The sequence below is a fragment of the Paraburkholderia sp. genome (assembly GCF_004298475.1).
Taxonomy (GTDB): Bacteria; Pseudomonadota; Gammaproteobacteria; order Burkholderiales; family Burkholderiaceae; genus Paraburkholderia; species Paraburkholderia denitrificans.
Genome location: NZ_SCRP01000037.1, coordinates 17,299 through 33,613, shown reverse-complemented (window position 1 = coordinate 33,613; position 16,315 = coordinate 17,299). Strand labels below are relative to the sequence as shown.

At 62.1% G+C, this 16,315-nt stretch carries 16 protein-coding genes; all 16 read left to right on the top strand.

Features of this window, described 5'->3' with window-relative positions:
• Positions 1–43 precede the first annotated feature (43 nt).
• Positions 44–523, top strand: coding sequence for an NADH-quinone oxidoreductase subunit B (locus EPN59_RS19285; RefSeq protein WP_293039567.1), 480 nt, complete (start codon positions 44–46; stop codon positions 521–523).
• Positions 524–544: 21 nt separating this feature from the next.
• Positions 545–1,150 (top strand): NADH-quinone oxidoreductase subunit C, encoded by a 606-nt coding sequence (locus EPN59_RS19280; protein ID WP_293039569.1) that lies wholly within the window; start codon positions 545–547, stop codon positions 1,148–1,150.
• 9 nt (positions 1,151–1,159) lie between these two features.
• Positions 1,160–2,413: an NADH-quinone oxidoreductase subunit D gene (locus tag EPN59_RS19275; RefSeq protein ID WP_293039571.1), complete on the top strand. Its 1,254-nt coding sequence runs from the start codon at positions 1,160–1,162 to the stop codon at positions 2,411–2,413.
• Positions 2,414–2,556: 143 nt separating this feature from the next.
• Positions 2,557–3,042, top strand: a complete 486-nt coding sequence (gene nuoE, locus EPN59_RS19270; RefSeq protein ID WP_293039573.1) for an NADH-quinone oxidoreductase subunit NuoE — start codon at positions 2,557–2,559, stop codon at positions 3,040–3,042.
• Positions 3,039–4,367 carry an NADH-quinone oxidoreductase subunit NuoF gene (gene nuoF, locus EPN59_RS19265; RefSeq protein ID WP_293039575.1) on the top strand — a complete coding sequence of 443 codons (1,329 nt, stop codon included), beginning with the start codon at positions 3,039–3,041 and terminating at the stop codon, positions 4,365–4,367. Before nuoE ends, nuoF begins: the two co-directional genes overlap by 4 nt.
• Before the next feature lie 108 nt (positions 4,368–4,475).
• Positions 4,476–6,809, top strand: a complete 2,334-nt coding sequence (gene nuoG / locus EPN59_RS19260) for an NADH-quinone oxidoreductase subunit NuoG (protein WP_293039577.1) — start codon at positions 4,476–4,478, stop codon at positions 6,807–6,809.
• Positions 6,810–7,874 (top strand): NADH-quinone oxidoreductase subunit NuoH, encoded by a 1,065-nt coding sequence (nuoH, locus tag EPN59_RS19255; protein ID WP_293039579.1) that lies wholly within the window; start codon positions 6,810–6,812, stop codon positions 7,872–7,874.
• A 15-nt stretch (positions 7,875–7,889) separates the two neighbouring features.
• Positions 7,890–8,378: an NADH-quinone oxidoreductase subunit NuoI gene (nuoI, locus tag EPN59_RS19250; RefSeq protein ID WP_293039581.1), complete on the top strand. Its 489-nt coding sequence runs from the start codon at positions 7,890–7,892 to the stop codon at positions 8,376–8,378.
• A gap of 174 nt (positions 8,379–8,552) precedes the next feature.
• On the top strand, positions 8,553–9,209 hold the full coding sequence (locus EPN59_RS19245; protein ID WP_293039583.1) for an NADH-quinone oxidoreductase subunit J: 657 nt from the start codon (positions 8,553–8,555) through the stop codon (positions 9,207–9,209).
• Between the two features lie 18 nt (positions 9,210–9,227).
• Positions 9,228–9,533 carry an NADH-quinone oxidoreductase subunit NuoK gene (nuoK, locus tag EPN59_RS19240; protein ID WP_006052894.1) on the top strand — a complete coding sequence of 102 codons (306 nt, stop codon included), beginning with the start codon at positions 9,228–9,230 and terminating at the stop codon, positions 9,531–9,533.
• Positions 9,534–9,544: 11 nt separating this feature from the next.
• On the top strand, positions 9,545–11,596 hold the full coding sequence (gene nuoL, locus EPN59_RS19235) for an NADH-quinone oxidoreductase subunit L (RefSeq protein WP_293039633.1): 2,052 nt from the start codon (positions 9,545–9,547) through the stop codon (positions 11,594–11,596).
• A 15-nt stretch (positions 11,597–11,611) separates the two neighbouring features.
• Positions 11,612–13,111, top strand: coding sequence for an NADH-quinone oxidoreductase subunit M (locus EPN59_RS19230; protein ID WP_293039635.1), 1,500 nt, complete (start codon positions 11,612–11,614; stop codon positions 13,109–13,111).
• A gap of 24 nt (positions 13,112–13,135) precedes the next feature.
• Entirely contained in the window at positions 13,136–14,608 is a 1,473-nt protein-coding gene (nuoN, locus tag EPN59_RS19225) for an NADH-quinone oxidoreductase subunit NuoN (RefSeq protein WP_293039637.1), read from the top strand.
• Positions 14,608–14,910, top strand: coding sequence for a DUF2818 family protein (locus EPN59_RS19220; protein ID WP_293039639.1), 303 nt, complete (start codon positions 14,608–14,610; stop codon positions 14,908–14,910). Before nuoN ends, EPN59_RS19220 begins: the two co-directional genes overlap by 1 nt.
• A 93-nt stretch (positions 14,911–15,003) precedes the next feature.
• Positions 15,004–15,597, top strand: coding sequence for an NUDIX hydrolase (locus EPN59_RS19215; RefSeq protein WP_293039641.1), 594 nt, complete (start codon positions 15,004–15,006; stop codon positions 15,595–15,597).
• 242 nt (positions 15,598–15,839) lie between these two features.
• A complete protein-coding gene (locus EPN59_RS19210) occupies positions 15,840–16,274 on the top strand; it encodes a DUF1178 family protein (RefSeq protein ID WP_293039643.1) in 435 nt (144 codons plus the stop codon).
• The last annotated feature ends 41 nt before the right edge of the window (positions 16,275–16,315 follow it).

Here is a 16,315-nt window from a genome sequence, read left to right as displayed (position 1 = left end):
GCATGGGTGGCCGGGATGGTCGTCCGTCTGGAGTGGAAAGCACATGAGTATCGAAGGGGTGTTGAAGGAGGGGTTTGTCACCACGACGGCTGACAAACTGATCAACTGGACGCGTACGGGCTCGCTGTGGCCGATGACGTTCGGTCTTGCGTGTTGCGCGGTGGAGATGATGCAGGCGGGTGCTTCCCGCTATGACCTCGACCGCTTCGGGGTGGTGTTCCGCCCGAGTCCGCGCCAGTCCGACGTGATGATCGTTGCCGGCACGCTGTGCAACAAGATGGCGCCGGCGCTGCGCAAGGTCTACGACCAGATGGCCGAGCCGCGTTGGGTGATCTCGATGGGTTCGTGCGCCAATGGTGGCGGCTATTACCACTATTCGTACTCGGTCGTGCGCGGCTGTGATCGCGTCGTGCCGGTCGACGTGTACGTGCCGGGCTGCCCGCCCACTGCCGAAGCCCTGATCTACGGGATCATCCAGTTGCAGGCGAAGATCCGCCGCACCAATACCATCGCCCGTCAATAAAGGCGCGAGCCTCCCCACAATATGGCAAGCAAACTCGAGACCCTGAAAGCGAACCTCGAAGCGGCCCTTGGTGCGCGCATCGTTAGCCTCACCGAGGCGCTCGGCGAGTTGACCCTCGTCGTCAAGGCAGCCGATTCTCTGTACGTCGCAAAGCAATTGCGGGACAATCGCGCGCTGTGTTTTGAGCAGCTCGTCGACCTGTGCGGCGTGGACTATCAGACCTACGGCGACGGCGCCTGGGAAGGTCAGCGTTTCGCCGCTGTGACGCATCTGCTCTCCGTGACGAACAACTGGCGTCTGCGTCTGCGCGTGTTTGCGCCGGACGACGACATGCCGATCGTGCCGTCGCTCGTCGAGATCTGGAATTCGGCGAACTGGTACGAGCGTGAAGCGTTCGATCTGTATGGCATCGTGTTCGAAGGCCATCCGGATCTGCGCCGGATTCTCACCGATTACGGTTTCATCGGCCATCCGTTCCGCAAGGACTTCCCGGTTTCCGGTTACGTCGAAATGCGTTACGACCCGGAGCAAAAGCGCGTGGTCTATCAGCCGGTGACCATCGAGCCGCGGGAAATCACGCCGCGTGTGATCCGCGAGGATCAGTACGGCGGTCTGAAGAAACACTAAGAGGGTCGCATGTCAGAGATCAAGAACTACACGCTCAACTTCGGCCCGCAGCACCCGGCGGCGCACGGTGTGCTGCGCCTCGTGCTCGAGCTCGATGGCGAAGTGATCCAGCGCGCCGATCCGCATATCGGCCTCCTGCATCGCGCCACCGAAAAGCTCGCCGAAAACAAGACGTTCATCCAGTCGGTGCCGTACATGGATCGTCTCGACTACGTGTCGATGATGGTCAACGAGCACGGCTACGTCCTCGCGATCGAAAAGCTGCTCGGCATCGAAGTGCCGGTGCGCGCGCAGTACATCCGTGTTCTGTTCGACGAAATTACCCGCGTGCTGAACCACCTGATGTGGATCGGCTCGCACGGGCTCGACGTCGGCGCCATGGCGGTCTTCCTCTACGCGTTCCGCGAGCGCGAAGACCTGATGGACGTCTACGAGGCGGTCTCGGGCGCGCGCATGCACGCTGCCTACTACCGTCCGGGCGGCGTCTATCGCGACCTGCCCGACACGATGCCGAAATTCAAGGCGTCGAAGATCCGCAACGAGCGCGCAATCGCGAAGCTCAACGAAGCCCGCGAGGGTTCGGTGCTCGACTTCATCGACGACTTCTTCACGCGCTTCCCGGTTTGCGTCGACGAGTACGAAACGCTCCTGACCGACAACCGCATCTGGAAGCAGCGTCTCGTCGGCATCGGCGTCGTGAGCCCCGAGCGTGCACTGCAGCTCGGCCTGACGGGCGCGATGCTGCGCGGTTCGGGCATCGAGTGGGATCTGCGCAAGAAGCAGCCGTACGAAGTCTACGACCGGATGGATTTCGACATTCCGGTTGGCGTGAACGGCGACTGCTACGACCGCTATCTCGTGCGTGTCGAAGAGATGCGCCAATCCACGCGTATCGCGAAACAATGCATTGAGTGGCTGCGCAAGAATCCTGGCCCTGTGATGATTGACAATTACAAGGTCGCGCCGCCCTCGCGCGTGAACATGAAGTCGAACATGGAAGAGCTGATTCACCACTTCAAGCTCTTTACGGAAGGCTTCCATGTGCCCGAAGGCGAAGCATACGCCGCCGTCGAGCATCCGAAGGGCGAGTTCGGCATCTATCTGGTGTCGGACGGCGCAAACAAGCCGTATCGTCTGAAAATCCGCGCACCGGGCTATGCCCACCTCTCGTCACTCGACGAGATGGCGCGCGGCCACATGATTGCCGACGCGGTGACGATCATCGGTACACAGGACATCGTGTTCGGCGAGATCGATCGCTAAGTCTGCAACATCTGGCGCGCCCCCGATGGCTCGGGTGCGCGCCGCGCAACATGCCGGGAACGCCACGTCTGTCGCCGCACGCAGTCATGCAGCATGCGCGGCAGGTTTTCGTTCGGTAGGAATTGAAAGAGTCGTGTCTGAAAATGATCTCAGCTGAAGGCCTGAAAGAAATCGATCGCGCGTTGACGAAGTATCCCGCCGATAAGAAGCAGTCTGCCGTGATGGCGGCACTGGCCGTGGCTCAGGAAGAGCATGGCTGGCTGTCGCCCGAACTCATGCAGTTCGTCGCCGACTACCTTGGCATGCCGCCGGTCGCGGTCCAGGAAGTCGCTACGTTCTACACGATGTTCGAAACGAAACCGGTAGGCAAGCACAAGATCACGCTCTGCACGAACCTGCCGTGCCAGCTCGGCCCGGACGGCGGTTCAGAAAGCGCTGCCGAGTATCTGCAGCAGAAGCTCGGTATCGGTTTCGGCGAAACCACGCCCGACGGCATGTTCACCCTGAAAGAGGGCGAATGCATGGGCGCGTGCGGCGACGCACCGGTGATGCTCGTGAACAACCATCGCATGTGCAGCTTCATGAGCCGCGAGAAGATCGACCAGCTGCTCGAGGAACTTTCGAAATGACCTCACTGCACGACCGTCACATCAAACCGCTGATTCTCGCCGGCCTGAACGGCGACAACTGGCATCTCGAAGACTACGTCGCGCGCGGCGGCTACAAGCAGCTGCGCCGTATTCTCGAAGAAAAAATCCCCCCCGAGCAGGTGATCGCCGACGTCAAGGCGTCGGGTCTGCGCGGCCGCGGCGGCGCGGGCTTCCCGACCGGCCTGAAGTGGAGCTTCATGCCGCGTCAGTTCCCGGGCCAGAAGTATCTCGTCTGCAACTCGGACGAGGGCGAACCCGGCACGTTCAAGGATCGCGACATCCTGCGCTGGAACCCGCACTCGGTGATCGAGGGCATGGCCATCGGCGCGTACGCGATGGGCATCACCGTCGGCTACAACTACATCCACGGTGAGATCTTCGAGGTCTATCGCCGCTTCGAGGCTGCGCTGGAAGAAGCGCGCCAGGCGGGCTACCTCGGCGACAACATCCTCGGCACGGACTTCACGTTCCAGCTGCACGCGCACCACGGTTATGGCGCGTACATCTGCGGCGAAGAAACCGCGCTGCTCGAATCGATCGAAGGCAAGAAGGGCCAGCCGCGCTTCAAGCCGCCGTTCCCGGCGAGCTTCGGCATCTACGGCAAGCCCACCACGATCAACAACACCGAGACGTTCGCCGCGGTGCCGTTCCTGCTGGCCATCGGCCCGCAGGCCTACATGGAACTCGGCAAGCCGAACAACGGCGGCACGAAGATTTTCTCGATCGGCGGCGACATTGCGCGTCCGGGCAACTACGAAGTTCCGCTCGGCACGCCGTTCGCAACGCTTATGGAACTCGCCGGCGGCGTGCGCGACGGCAAGAAGCTCAAGGCCGTGATTCCGGGCGGTTCGTCGTCGCCGGTCATTCCGGGCGATCTGATGATGCAGACCGATCTGGACTATGACTCGATCGCGAAGGCGGGCTCGATGCTGGGCTCGGGCGCGGTCATCGTCATGGACGAAACGCGCTGCATGGTGCGCTCGCTCATGCGTCTGTCGTACTTCTATTTCGAAGAGTCGTGCGGCCAGTGCACGCCTTGCCGCGAAGGCACGGGCTGGCTGTATCGCGTCGTGAAGCGCATCGAGCACGGCCAGGGCCGCCAGGAAGATCTGGATCTGCTGAATTCGGTCGCCGGCAACATCATGGGCCGCACGATCTGCGCGCTCGGCGATGCGGCGGCAATGCCGGTGCGCGGCATGCTCAAGCACTACTGGGACGAATTCGAATATCACGTGCAACACAAGCGTTGCCTCGTCGGCGGAACGGCCGGCTCGCATACGGCATCGGAGACGGTGACCGCCTGAGGGCGAAACGAAGGGGCGGCGCGTCGGGCGCGTACCGCGCAGGACGAAGCAACGGGGTAGACCGCCGTGAATCATCGAGCGGTAACAGGTTAGGGACGATTAACCATCATGGTTGAACTTGAAATAGACGGCAAGAAGGTGGAGGTGCCCGAGGGCAGCATGGTGATCCAGGCTGCGCAGCGCGTGGACACCTATATTCCGCACTTCTGCTATCACAAGAAGCTGTCGATCGCGGCCAACTGCCGGATGTGTCTTGTCGAAGTCGAGAAGATGCCGAAGGCCGTGCCCGCATGCGCGACGCCGGTATCCCAGGGCATGATCGTGCATACGACGTCCGAGAAGGCCGTGGCGGCACAGCAGTCCGTGATGGAGTTCCTGCTGATCAACCACCCGCTGGATTGCCCGATCTGCGATCAGGGCGGCGAGTGCCAACTGCAGGATCTCGCGGTGGGCTACGGCAAGTCGGCTTCGCGCTACAGCGAAGAAAAGCGCGTGGTGTTCCACAAGAATGTCGGCCCGCTCATCTCGATGGAAGAGATGACGCGCTGCATTCACTGCACGCGCTGCGTGCGCTTCGGCGAAGAAATCGCCGGCGTGATGGAACTCGGCATGCTCGGCCGCGGTGAACACTCGGAAATCACGTCGTTCGTCGGCAAGACGGTCGACTCGGAACTCTCGGGCAACATGATCGACCTGTGCCCGGTCGGCGCGCTCACGAGCAAGCCGTTCCGCTTCAGCGCCCGCTCGTGGGAACTGTCGCGCCGCAAGTCGGTGAGCCCGCACGATTCGACCGGTGCGAACGTCGTCGTGCAGGTGAAGAACAACCGCGTGATGCGCGTGCTGTCGTACGAGAACGAAGCCATCAACGAATGCTGGATCTCGGACAAGGACCGCTTCTCGTACGAAGCCCTGAATAGCGAAGAGCGTCTGACCCGCCCGATGATCAAGCAGGGCGGCCAGTGGATCGAAACCGACTGGCAGGCTGCGCTCGAATATGTCGTGAAGGGCATCAAGGGCATTCGCGAAGAGCATGGCGAAAACGCCATCGCCGCACTCGCAAGCCCGCACAGCACGACCGAAGAACTCTATCTGCTCAAGCAGTTCGCGGATGCGATCGGCACGCCGAACGTCGACTTCCGTCTGCGCCAGAGCGACTTCTCCGCACCGCTGAACGGCACGCCGTGGCTCGGCACGAAGATCGCCGATCTGTCCTACGCGGACGCTGCGTTCGTGGTCGGCTCGTTCCTGCGCCGCGATCACGCGCTGTTCGCCGCGCGTCTGCGTCAGGCCGCGAAGGGCGGCGCGAAGATCACGCTGCTGCAGGCCACGGGCGACAACTCGCTGATCGCCAGCGCGAAGCGCATCGTTGCTGCGCCGTCGGCATGGTTCGACGAACTCGCAGGCGTGGCGGTCGCGGCCGCCGAAGCGAAGGGCGTTGCGGCGCCGGAAGCCTTCGCGGGCGTGCAGGCAAGCGACGCCGCGAAGCAGGTTGCGGCCTCGCTCGCAAGCGGCGAACGCCGTTTCGTGCTGCTCGGCAACGCGGTCGTCCAGCATCCCGATTTCTCGCGTCTGCACGCTGCAGCGCAATTCATTGCCGATACGACCGGCGCGAAGCTCGGCTTCCTCACGGAAGCGGGCAACACGGTCGGCGCGCACCTCGTGGGCGCGCTCCCCGGCAACGGCGGTCTCAACGCTCGCGAAGCGTTCGAGCAGCCGCGCAAGGGTTATCTGCTCCTGAACGTCGAGCCGGAATTCGACACGGCCAACCCGGCCGCGGCGCGTGCAGCGCTCGGCCAGGCTGAAATGGTCGTGGTGTTCTCGCCGTTCAAGACCGGTCTCGAGTACGCAGACGTGCTGCTGCCGATCGCGCCGTACACCGAAACCTCGGGTACGTTCGTGAACGCCGAAGGCACGGTGCAGAGCTTCAACGGCGTCGTGCGCCCGCTCGGCGAAACGCGCCCGGCGTGGAAGGTGCTGCGCGTGCTGGGCACGCTGCTCGGCGCGCATGGCTTCGAATACGAAACGGCCGAAGAAGTGCGCGCCAAGGCGCTCGGCGACGGCAACTTCGAGCAGCGTCTGTCGAACAAGACCGGCGCGCAACTCGCGAAGGGTGCGGCGTCCCGTGCCGCTGCGGGCAGCTTCGAACGCCTCGCCGATGTACCGATCTACCACGCCGACTCGCTCGTGCGCCGCGCCGATGCGCTGCAACTCACGGCGGCGGCCCGCGTGGCGAATGCGGTCGGCCTGCCGGCAGCGCTCTTCGATCAGCTGGGCCTGAAGGAAGGCGACGCGGTACGCGTGCGCCAGGGCGAGCTGTCCGTGAGCGCGCCTGCAACGCGCGACGCGAATCTAGCGCCGACGGTGGTGCGCGTGTCGGCGGCGACGCCGGTGGGTGCGCAGCTCGGCAGCCTGTTCGGTGAACTGCTGGTGGAGAAGGCCTAAATGAGCTTGTTCGATACGATCAATGCAGGCGGCAGCCAGCTGCTCGGCGTGGCGTGGCCCACCGTGTGGGCGCTGGTGCGCATTCTCGTCGTCGCAGTGGTGATCCTGTTGTGCGTCGCGTACCTGATCCTCTGGGAGCGCAAGCTCATCGGCTGGATGCACGTGCGTCTCGGTCCGAACCGCGTCGGCCCCGCAGGTCTCCTGCAGCCGATTGCCGACGTGCTGAAGCTGCTGCTCAAGGAAGTGATTCAGCCGGCGCAGGCGAGCCGCTGGATTTACATGATCGCACCGATCATGGTGGTTGTGCCGGCGTTCGCGATCTGGGCGGTGATCCCGTTCCAGGCAGGCGCGGTGCTCGGCAACATCAACGCCGGTCTGCTCTACGTGATGGCGATCTCATCGGTCGGCGTGTACGGCGTGATTCTCGCGGGCTGGGCCTCGAACTCGAAGTACGCGTTCCTCGGCGCGATGCGCGCCGCGGCACAGATGGTGTCGTACGAAATCGCGATGGGTTTCGCGCTCGTCATCGTGCTGATGGTGTCGGGCAGCCTGAATCTCTCGGACATCGTCCAGGGCCAGATGCGCGGCATGTTCGCGAACTGGGGCATCACGTTCCTCTCGTGGAACTGGCTGCCGCTGCTGCCGATGTTCGTCATCTACTTCATCTCGGGCATTGCCGAAACGAACCGCCACCCGTTCGACGTGGTGGAAGGCGAATCGGAAATCGTTGCGGGTCACATGATCGACTACTCGGGGATGGGCTTCGCGCTGTTCTTCCTCGCCGAGTACATCAACATGATCGTGATCTCGGCGCTGGCTTCGGTGCTGTTCCTCGGTGGCTGGAGCGCGCCGTTCGGCTTCCTCGATTTCATCCCGGGCATCTTCTGGCTCGTGCTGAAAGTCTTCCTCCTGCTGTCGATGTTCATCTGGGCCCGCGCGACGTTCCCGCGTTATCGCTATGACCAGATCATGCGTCTCGGCTGGAAGGTGTTTATTCCCGTGTCTCTCGTGTGGCTCATCGTGGTTGGCTTCTGGTACATGTCGCCGCTGAGCATCTGGAAATAAAGGGCGGACGAGACCATGAACGCTATCCAAAACTTCTTCAAGACGTTCTTCCTGACCGAGCTGATCCAGGGGCTCGCGCTGACCGGCCGTTATGCGTTCAAGCGCAAGTTCACGGTGCAGTTCCCGGAAGAAAAGACCCAGATGTCGCCGCGTTTTCGCGGGCTGCATGCGCTGCGCCGCTACGAAAACGGCGAAGAGCGCTGCATCGCGTGCAAGCTGTGCGAGGCCGTGTGCCCCGCACTCGCAATCACGATCGAATCGGAAGTGCGCGAGGACAACACGCGCCGCACGACGCGCTACGACATCGACCTGACCAAGTGCATCTTCTGCGGCTTCTGCGAAGAGAGCTGCCCGGTCGACTCGATCGTCGAAACGCACATTCTCGAGTATCACGGCGAGAAGCGCGGCGATCTGTATTTCACGAAGGACATGCTGCTGGCAGTCGGCGATCGTTACGAAGCACAGATCGCAGCAAACAAGGCAGCGGATGCACCGTACCGTTGATATTCAGTTTGACGCTGCATCGGCCCGCGGTCGGGCCGGACAGCGGGACACGCTTGTGCCCTCGGGCTGCGTGTCGCCGCACCTTGACCGCCGCGGCGCGGCGCACTCTGGTCTGGCCGCCAGTTTGCACCGCGCACTCCGCCTCACGATGGCCTCAACGATGAACCAGTAATCATGGAATTCACGACCGTCTTGTTCTACATCTTCGCGCTGCTGCTGACGCTGTCGGCGCTGAAGGTGATCACGTCGCGCAACCCCGTCGCGTCGGCGCTTTTCCTCGTTCTCGCGTTTTTCAACGCGGCTGCGATCTGGATGCTGCTGGAGGCGGAATTCCTCGCGATCCTGCTGGTGCTCGTCTACGTAGGCGCCGTGATGGTGCTGTTCCTGTTCGTGGTGATGATGCTGGACATCAACATCGACGTACTGAACCGCGACATCAAACGCTTCGTGCCGGTGGCGACCGTGGTGGGCGCGATCATCGTGATCGAAACCGCGCTGATCCTCTGGCACGGCTACGGCGCGACGACCACGCCGGTGCCCGATACGTCGGCCGCCGCAGCGTCGGCGCTGTCGAACGCGCATCTGATCGGCAAGATCATTTACACCGATTACATCTTCGCCTTCGAAGTGGCTGGCCTCGTGCTGCTGGTCGCTATCGTCGCGGCAATTGCGCTGACAGCGCGTGAGCCGAAGGACGCGAAGCGCCAAAACGTTTCGAAGCAGGTCCGCGTGCGTCGCGAGGACCGCGTGCGTCTCGTGAAGATGCCCGCCGCGAAGGAACTTCCGCAAGAGCCTGTCGCGAACGAAAACGCGGCCGGCAGCAACAGCTGATCGCGCTGGAGAGACCTTATGTTGACCCTTGCCCACTATCTCGTCCTCGGCGCGATCCTGTTTGCGATCTCGATCGTCGGCATTTTTCTCAACCGCCGCAACGTCATCATCATTCTGATGGCGATTGAGCTGATGCTTCTGGCGGTGAACACGAATTTCGTTGCGTTCTCACATTACCTCGGTGATGTGCACGGACAGATTTTCGTGTTCTTCGTACTGACCGTTGCAGCTGCGGAAGCTGCGATTGGTCTGGCTATTCTCGTGACCTTGTTCCGTAGTCTCGACACGATCAACGTCGAGGATCTCGATCAGCTCAAAGGTTAAGGCAGGCTGTAATGGCAACGACACTCAACGAAAATCTGTTGCTGGCGATTCCACTCGCACCGCTCGCCGGTTCGATGATTGCCGGTCTGTTTGGCAAAGCGGTCGGGCGCGCCGGTGCGCACACGGTCACCATTCTCGGCGTCGCGATTGCATTCGTGCTCTCGTGCATCACGTTCTTCGACGTGCTGGGCGGCGCGAGCTTTCACGCCACCATCTACGAATGGATGTCGGTGGGCAGCCTGAAGTTCGAAGTCGGCTTCCTCGTCGACTCGCTCACGGCGCTCATGATGTGCGTGGTGACCTTCGTGTCGCTGATGGTGCACATCTACACGATCGGCTACATGGCGGAAGAAGAGGGCTACCAGCGCTTCTTCTCGTACATCGCGCTCTTCACCTTCTCGATGTTGATGCTCGTGATGAGCAACAACTTCCTGCAGCTGTTCTTCGGCTGGGAAGCGGTGGGCCTCGTGTCTTACCTGCTGATCGGCTTCTACTTCAAGCGTGAAAGCGCGATCTACGCGAACATGAAGGCGTTCCTCGTGAACCGCGTGGGCGACTTCGGCTTTCTGCTCGGCATCGGCCTGCTGCTCGCGTACGGCGGCTCGCTGAACTACGCCGAAGTGTTCACGAAGGGCCACGATATCGCCGCGATGACGTTCCCGGGCACCTCCTGGAACATGATGACGGTCGCGTGTATCTGCCTCTTCATCGGCGCGATGGGTAAGTCGGCCCAGTTCCCGCTGCACGTGTGGCTGCCCGATTCGATGGAAGGCCCGACGCCGATCTCCGCGCTGATCCACGCCGCCACCATGGTGACGGCCGGTATCTTCATGGTCGCGCGCATGTCGCCGCTGTTCGAACTCTCCGAAGCTGCGCTGTCGTTCATCGTCGTGATCGGCGCGATCACCGCGCTCTTCATGGGCTTCCTCGGCATCGTCCAGAACGACATCAAGCGCGTGGTCGCGTACTCGACGCTCTCGCAGCTCGGCTACATGACGGTCGCGCTCGGCGTTTCGGCGTACCCGGTTGCGATCTTCCACCTGATGACGCACGCGTTCTTCAAGGCGCTGCTGTTCCTCGGCGCCGGCTCGGTCATCATGGGCATGCACCACGATCAGGACATGCGCAACATGGGCGGTCTGCGCAAGTACATGCCGATCACCTGGATCACGTCGCTCATCGGTTCGCTCGCGCTGATCGGCACGCCGTTCTTCGCGGGCTTCTACTCGAAAGATTCGATCATCGACGCAGTGAAGGTCTCGCACCTCGCAGGCTCGGGCTTCGCGTACTTCGCAGTGGTCGCCAGCGTGTTCGTGACGGCGCTGTACTCGTTCCGTATGTACTTCCTCGTGTTCCATGGCGAAGAGCGCTTCCGCCATCCGAAGCACCCCGAGTCGCCGATGGGCGCGGAAGCGGCCTCGCACGAGCATGACCACCACGACAACCACGGCCATCACCATGTGCACGTGCCGCACGAGTCGCCGTGGGTGGTCTGGGTGCCGCTCGTCCTGCTCGCGATTCCTTCGGTGATCGCCGGCGCATGGGCCATCGAGCCGCTGCTGTACGGCAGCTACTTCCAGCATGGCGTCGCGTTCGACAAGGTGATTTTCATCGGCCAGAACCATGCGGGTCTTGCCGAAATGGCTGAAGAATTCCAGGGCTGGGTCGCCATGGGCGCGCATGCGTTCTCGGGCGTGCCGGTCTGGCTTGCACTCGCAGGCATCGTGGTCGCGTGGTTCTTCTACATGAAGCGCCCGGATCTGCCGGCTGTGGTGCAACGCACATTCGCGCCGGTCCACAAGCTGCTCGCGAATGCGTATTACCTCGACAAGATCAACGAAGTCGTGTTCGCTCGCGGCGCGCTGGCGATCGGTCGTGGTTTGTGGAAAGAAGGCGACGTGGTCGTGATCGACGGCGTCGTGAACGGGAGTGCGAAGTTCATCGGATGGTTTGCGTCGGTTATCCGTTTCCTGCAATCCGGCTACATCTACCATTACGCGTTTGCGATGATCGTGGGTATGCTCGGGCTCCTGACCCTGTTTGTAACGCTCGGCGGCAAGTGAGGCGAGGAAAACTGCATGCACGCTTATCCGATTCTTAGTATCGCAATCTGGCTGCCGATCGTTTTCGGTGGCCTGGTTCTGGCAGTGGGTTCCGACCGGAACCCGGGCACGGCCCGCTGGCTCGCGCTCATCGGCTCCTTGCTCAGCTTTCTCGTCACGATTCCGCTGATTTCGGGATTCGACGCGAGCACGGCCGACCTCCAGTTCGCTGAAAAGGCCTCCTGGATCGATCGATTCAATATTACGTATCACCTCGGCGTCGACGGCATTTCGATGTGGTTCGTCGTGCTGACCGCGGTCATCACCGTCATCGTGGTGGTGGCGGGCTGGCAGGTCATCACGAAGAACGTTGCGCAGTACATGGCCGCGTTCCTGATCCTGTCGGGGCTGATGGTCGGCGTCTTCAGCGCTGCCGACGGCATGCTGTTCTACGTGTTCTTCGAAGCGACCCTGATCCCGATGTACATCATCATCGGCGTGTGGGGCGGTCAGAACCGCGTCTACGCAGCCTTCAAGTTCTTCCTGTACACGCTGGCCGGCTCGCTGCTGATGCTGATCGCGCTGCTGTACCTGTACCGCGAAACCGGCACGTTCGATCTCGCGACGTGGCAGGCAGCGAAGATCGCGATGACGCCGCAGATCCTGCTATTCATCGCATTCTTCTTCGCGTTCGCGGTGAAGGTGCCGATGTGGCCGGTCCACACGTGGCTGCCGGACGCCCACGTCGAGGCGCCCACGGGCGGTTCCGTCGTGCTGGCCGCGATCATGCTGAAGCTCGGCGCGTACGGTTTCCTGCGCTTCTCGCTGCCGATCGCGCCTGACGCGAGCCACTATCTCGCGCCGGTCATCATTACGCTGTCGCTGATCGCCGTGATCTACATCGGTCTCGTCGCGATGGTGCAGGCCGACATGAAGAAGCTGGTTGCATACTCATCGATCGCGCACATGGGTTTCGTCACGCTCGGCTTCTTTATGTTCGGCGAGTCGAGCAAGCTCGCGATGGAAGGCGGCATCGTCCAGATGATCTCGCACGGCTTCGTTTCGGGCGCCATGTTCCTTTGTATCGGTGTGCTGTACGACCGCATGCATACGCGCCAGATCGCCGATTACGGCGGCGTGGTCAACACGATGCCGAAGTTCGCGGCATTCGCGATGCTGTTCGCCATGGCCAACTGCGGCCTGCCGGGAACCTCGGGTTTCGTCGGCGAATTCATGGTGATTCTCGCGGCTGTGAAGTACAACTTCTGGATCGGGTTCGGCGCTGCGTTCACGCTGATTCTCGGTGCGGCCTATACGTTGTGGATGTACAAGCGTGTGTACTTCGGTGCGGTCGCGAACGACCACGTGCGCGAACTGAAGGACATCAGCTGCCGTGAGTATCTGGTACTGGGTGTGCTTGCACTGATGACGCTTTTCATGGGCCTCTACCCGAAGCCCTTTACCGATGTGATGCACGTTTCCGTGGATAACCTCCTCTCCCATGTTGCAGTGTCGAAACTGCCGCTGTCACAGTAACGTCGAGCGGAGGACATAAAGATCATGCCAAACGCCCCTATGAACGCACTGCTTCCCGACGCGCTGGTGATGACCGCCATCATCGTCGCGTGGCTCAACGACACGTTGACGGGCCGAGCGGGCCGCAAGACGACCTACTTCATCTCGCTGCTGTCCACGCTGGTGGGCGGCCTGTGGTTCGCGGTGAACGCGTTCGATCCGCACGTGTATTACTACTTCTCGCGCATGTACGTGGTCGACCCGTTCGCCAGCGCGATGAAGGCAGCCGTGACGCTCGGCTTTGCCGTGACGATCGTCTACTCGCGCAAGTACCTGGAAGACCGCGACATGTTCAAGGGCGAGTTCTTCCTGCTCGGCCTGTTCTCGCTGCTTGGCCAGATCGTCATGATCTCGGGCAACAACTTCCTCACGCTGTATCTCGGCCTCGAACTGATGTCGCTGTCGCTCTACGCGGTGATCGCACTGCGCGGCGGCCAGACGCAGTCGAACGAAGCGGCGATGAAGTACTACGTCCTCGGCGCACTGGCTTCCGGCTTCCTGCTGTACGGCATTTCGATGATCTACGGCGCGACCGGTTCGCTCGAACTGAACGACGTGTTCAAGGCCATCGCATCGGGCCATATCAACGACGTCGTGCTGCTGTTCGGCGTGGTGTTCATCGTGGCGGGCGTGGCGTTCAAGATGGGCGCGGTGCCGTTCCACATGTGGGTGCCCGACGTCTATCAAGGCGCGCCCACGGCGATGACGCTGCTGACCGGCGGCGGCCCGAAGGTTGCGGCTTTCGCCTGGGGCGTGCGTTTTCTCGTGATGGGTCTCCTGCCGCTCGCCGTCGACTGGCAGCAAATGCTGATCATCCTCGCGGCGCTCTCGATGATCGTCGGCAACATCACCGGTATCGTTCAGCGCAACATCAAGCGCATGCTCGCGTACTCGGCGATCTCGAACATGGGCTTCGTGCTGCTCGGCCTGCTGGCCGGCATCGTGGACGGCAAGGCGACGGGCGCTGCCAACGCGTACAGCTCGGCGATGTTCTACAGCATCATCTATCTGCTGACGACGCTTGGCGCGTTCGGTGTCGTGATGCTGCTCGCACGCCGCAACTTCGAAGCCGATACGCTCGACGACTTCAAGGGCCTCAATCAGCGTAGCCCGGTGTTCGCGTTCGTGATGATGGTGATGATGTTCTCGCTCGCCGGCATTCCGCCGACGGTCGGCTTCTACGCCAAGCTCGCGGTGCTCCAGGCAACGATCAATGCAGGCCTGACGTGGCTCGCCGTGCTTGCGGTGATCACCTCGCTGTTCGGCGCGTTCTACTACCTGCGTGTCGTCAAGCTGATGTACTTCGACGCACCGCAGGATACGTCGCCGATCGAAAGCGATGCGGGCAACCGCATGCTGCTCGCGCTCAACGGCGTGGCCGTGCTCGCGCTCGGCATCGTTCCGGGTCCGCTGATGACGCTCTGCCTGCAGGCCGTCACGCATACGCTGCAACTGTAATGTCTGCTGCCGGCTGGTTTGTCGTCCTGTTGGCGCTGGTCGGCGCCAACCTGCCGTTCGCCAACCAGCGGTTGTTCGGCGTTGTGCCGCTGCGCGCAAAGAAGAAGAGCGTGTGGCTGCGCATCGCCGAATTGATCGTTTTGTATTTCGTGGTCGGTGCGTTCGGCTTCCTGCTGGAGGCGCGCGCCGGCAACCGGTTTGCGCAGGGCTGGCAGTTCTACGCCATCACGTTCAGTCTGTTCGTGGTGTTCGCGTTCCCCGGCTTCACCTGGCAGTATCTCGTCAAACGCCGTTCGGCGTAGCTCGGGCTTCGAGCTTCTCAGGCGCTCGCCTCGCGTTTGCCGTCACGCGAGCGCCCATCAATCCGCAACCACGCGGCATCCCAGAGGTTGAACATGGCTGCTGAACATCTGAAACACGACCGGGCACTCGCCGAGACGTGCGTCGAAAGCACGACCCTCTACGCGGGCAACTTCCTCACGCTCAAGCGCGATACGGTGGAATTGCCCGACGGCAAGCACGCAACGCGCGAGTTCGTGCTGCATCCCGGCGCGGTGATGGTGATCCCGTTGTTCGACGATGGCCGCGTGCTGATGGAGCGCCAGTATCGCTATCCGCTGTCGCGCGTGATGACCGAGTTTCCTGCTGGCAAGCTCGATCCTCAGGAAGGCGCGCTCGCGTGTGCGAAGCGCGAATTGCGCGAGGAGACGGGGTACACGGCGCGCGAGTACGTCTACCTGACGCGTATTCATCCGGTCATTTCGTACTCGACGGAATTCATCGATATCTATCTCGCGCGCGGCCTGATCGCCGGTGAAGCCAATCTCGACGAAGGCGAATTCCTCGAAACCTTCACGACGACGCTGCCCGAATTGCTCGAATGGGTGCGCAACGGTCAGATCACCGATGTGAAGACGATCATCGGCACCTTCTGGCTCGAGAAGGCGCTCGGCGGTCACTGGCCGCTCGGCGAGGCGGAGAAGGGCTGAATCCACGCTGTCAGGCGTGGGCATTGATCGACGGCGGCCCGCAAGGCCGCCGTTGGCGTTTGTTGGCGCTCAACGCGTGCGATCAGCGGCGCGCGCCGCACGGCGCTACAATCGTGCACCCGCCCGATTCCAGGTAGATTCCAGGTAGACTTCGGGCAGATTCCGTGAAGACGGAAAATTTCTGAACGACCGTTCACAAATCTGAATTTTGCGCTACACTCGCTGCTAAGCCCCGATTCCCCATGAAGGTCCTTGATTTACAGTGCCCAGACGGCCATCGGTTCGAAGGCTGGTTTGCCTCCGCTGACGACTTCGAGTCGCAGCGTGCGCGCAAGCTGGTCGAATGTCCGATGTGCGGCGCTACCGAGGTGAGCCGCCTGCCATCGGCGCCCCGGCTGAATCTGTCCGGTGCGACCGAGGCGAGCGCTAAACCTGCCGGGAAACAAGACGCACAGTGGCAAGGATTGGCGTTGCGTGCACTGCGCGAGGTCCTGGAAAAGACGGAGAACGTGGGCGACCGTTTCGCCGAGGAGGCGCGGCGCATGCATTACAACGAAGCGCCGTCGCGCAACATCCGCGGAGTTGCTACCGCGGAGGATGCGCAAGCTCTTGTCGAAGAAGGCATCGATGTGATGCCGCTGCCGGTTCCGGCTGCGCTGAAGGGCTCGCTGCAGTAACCATGCGGGTCTTCGCCGCGCCGGAATGGGCCGCGGCGAGG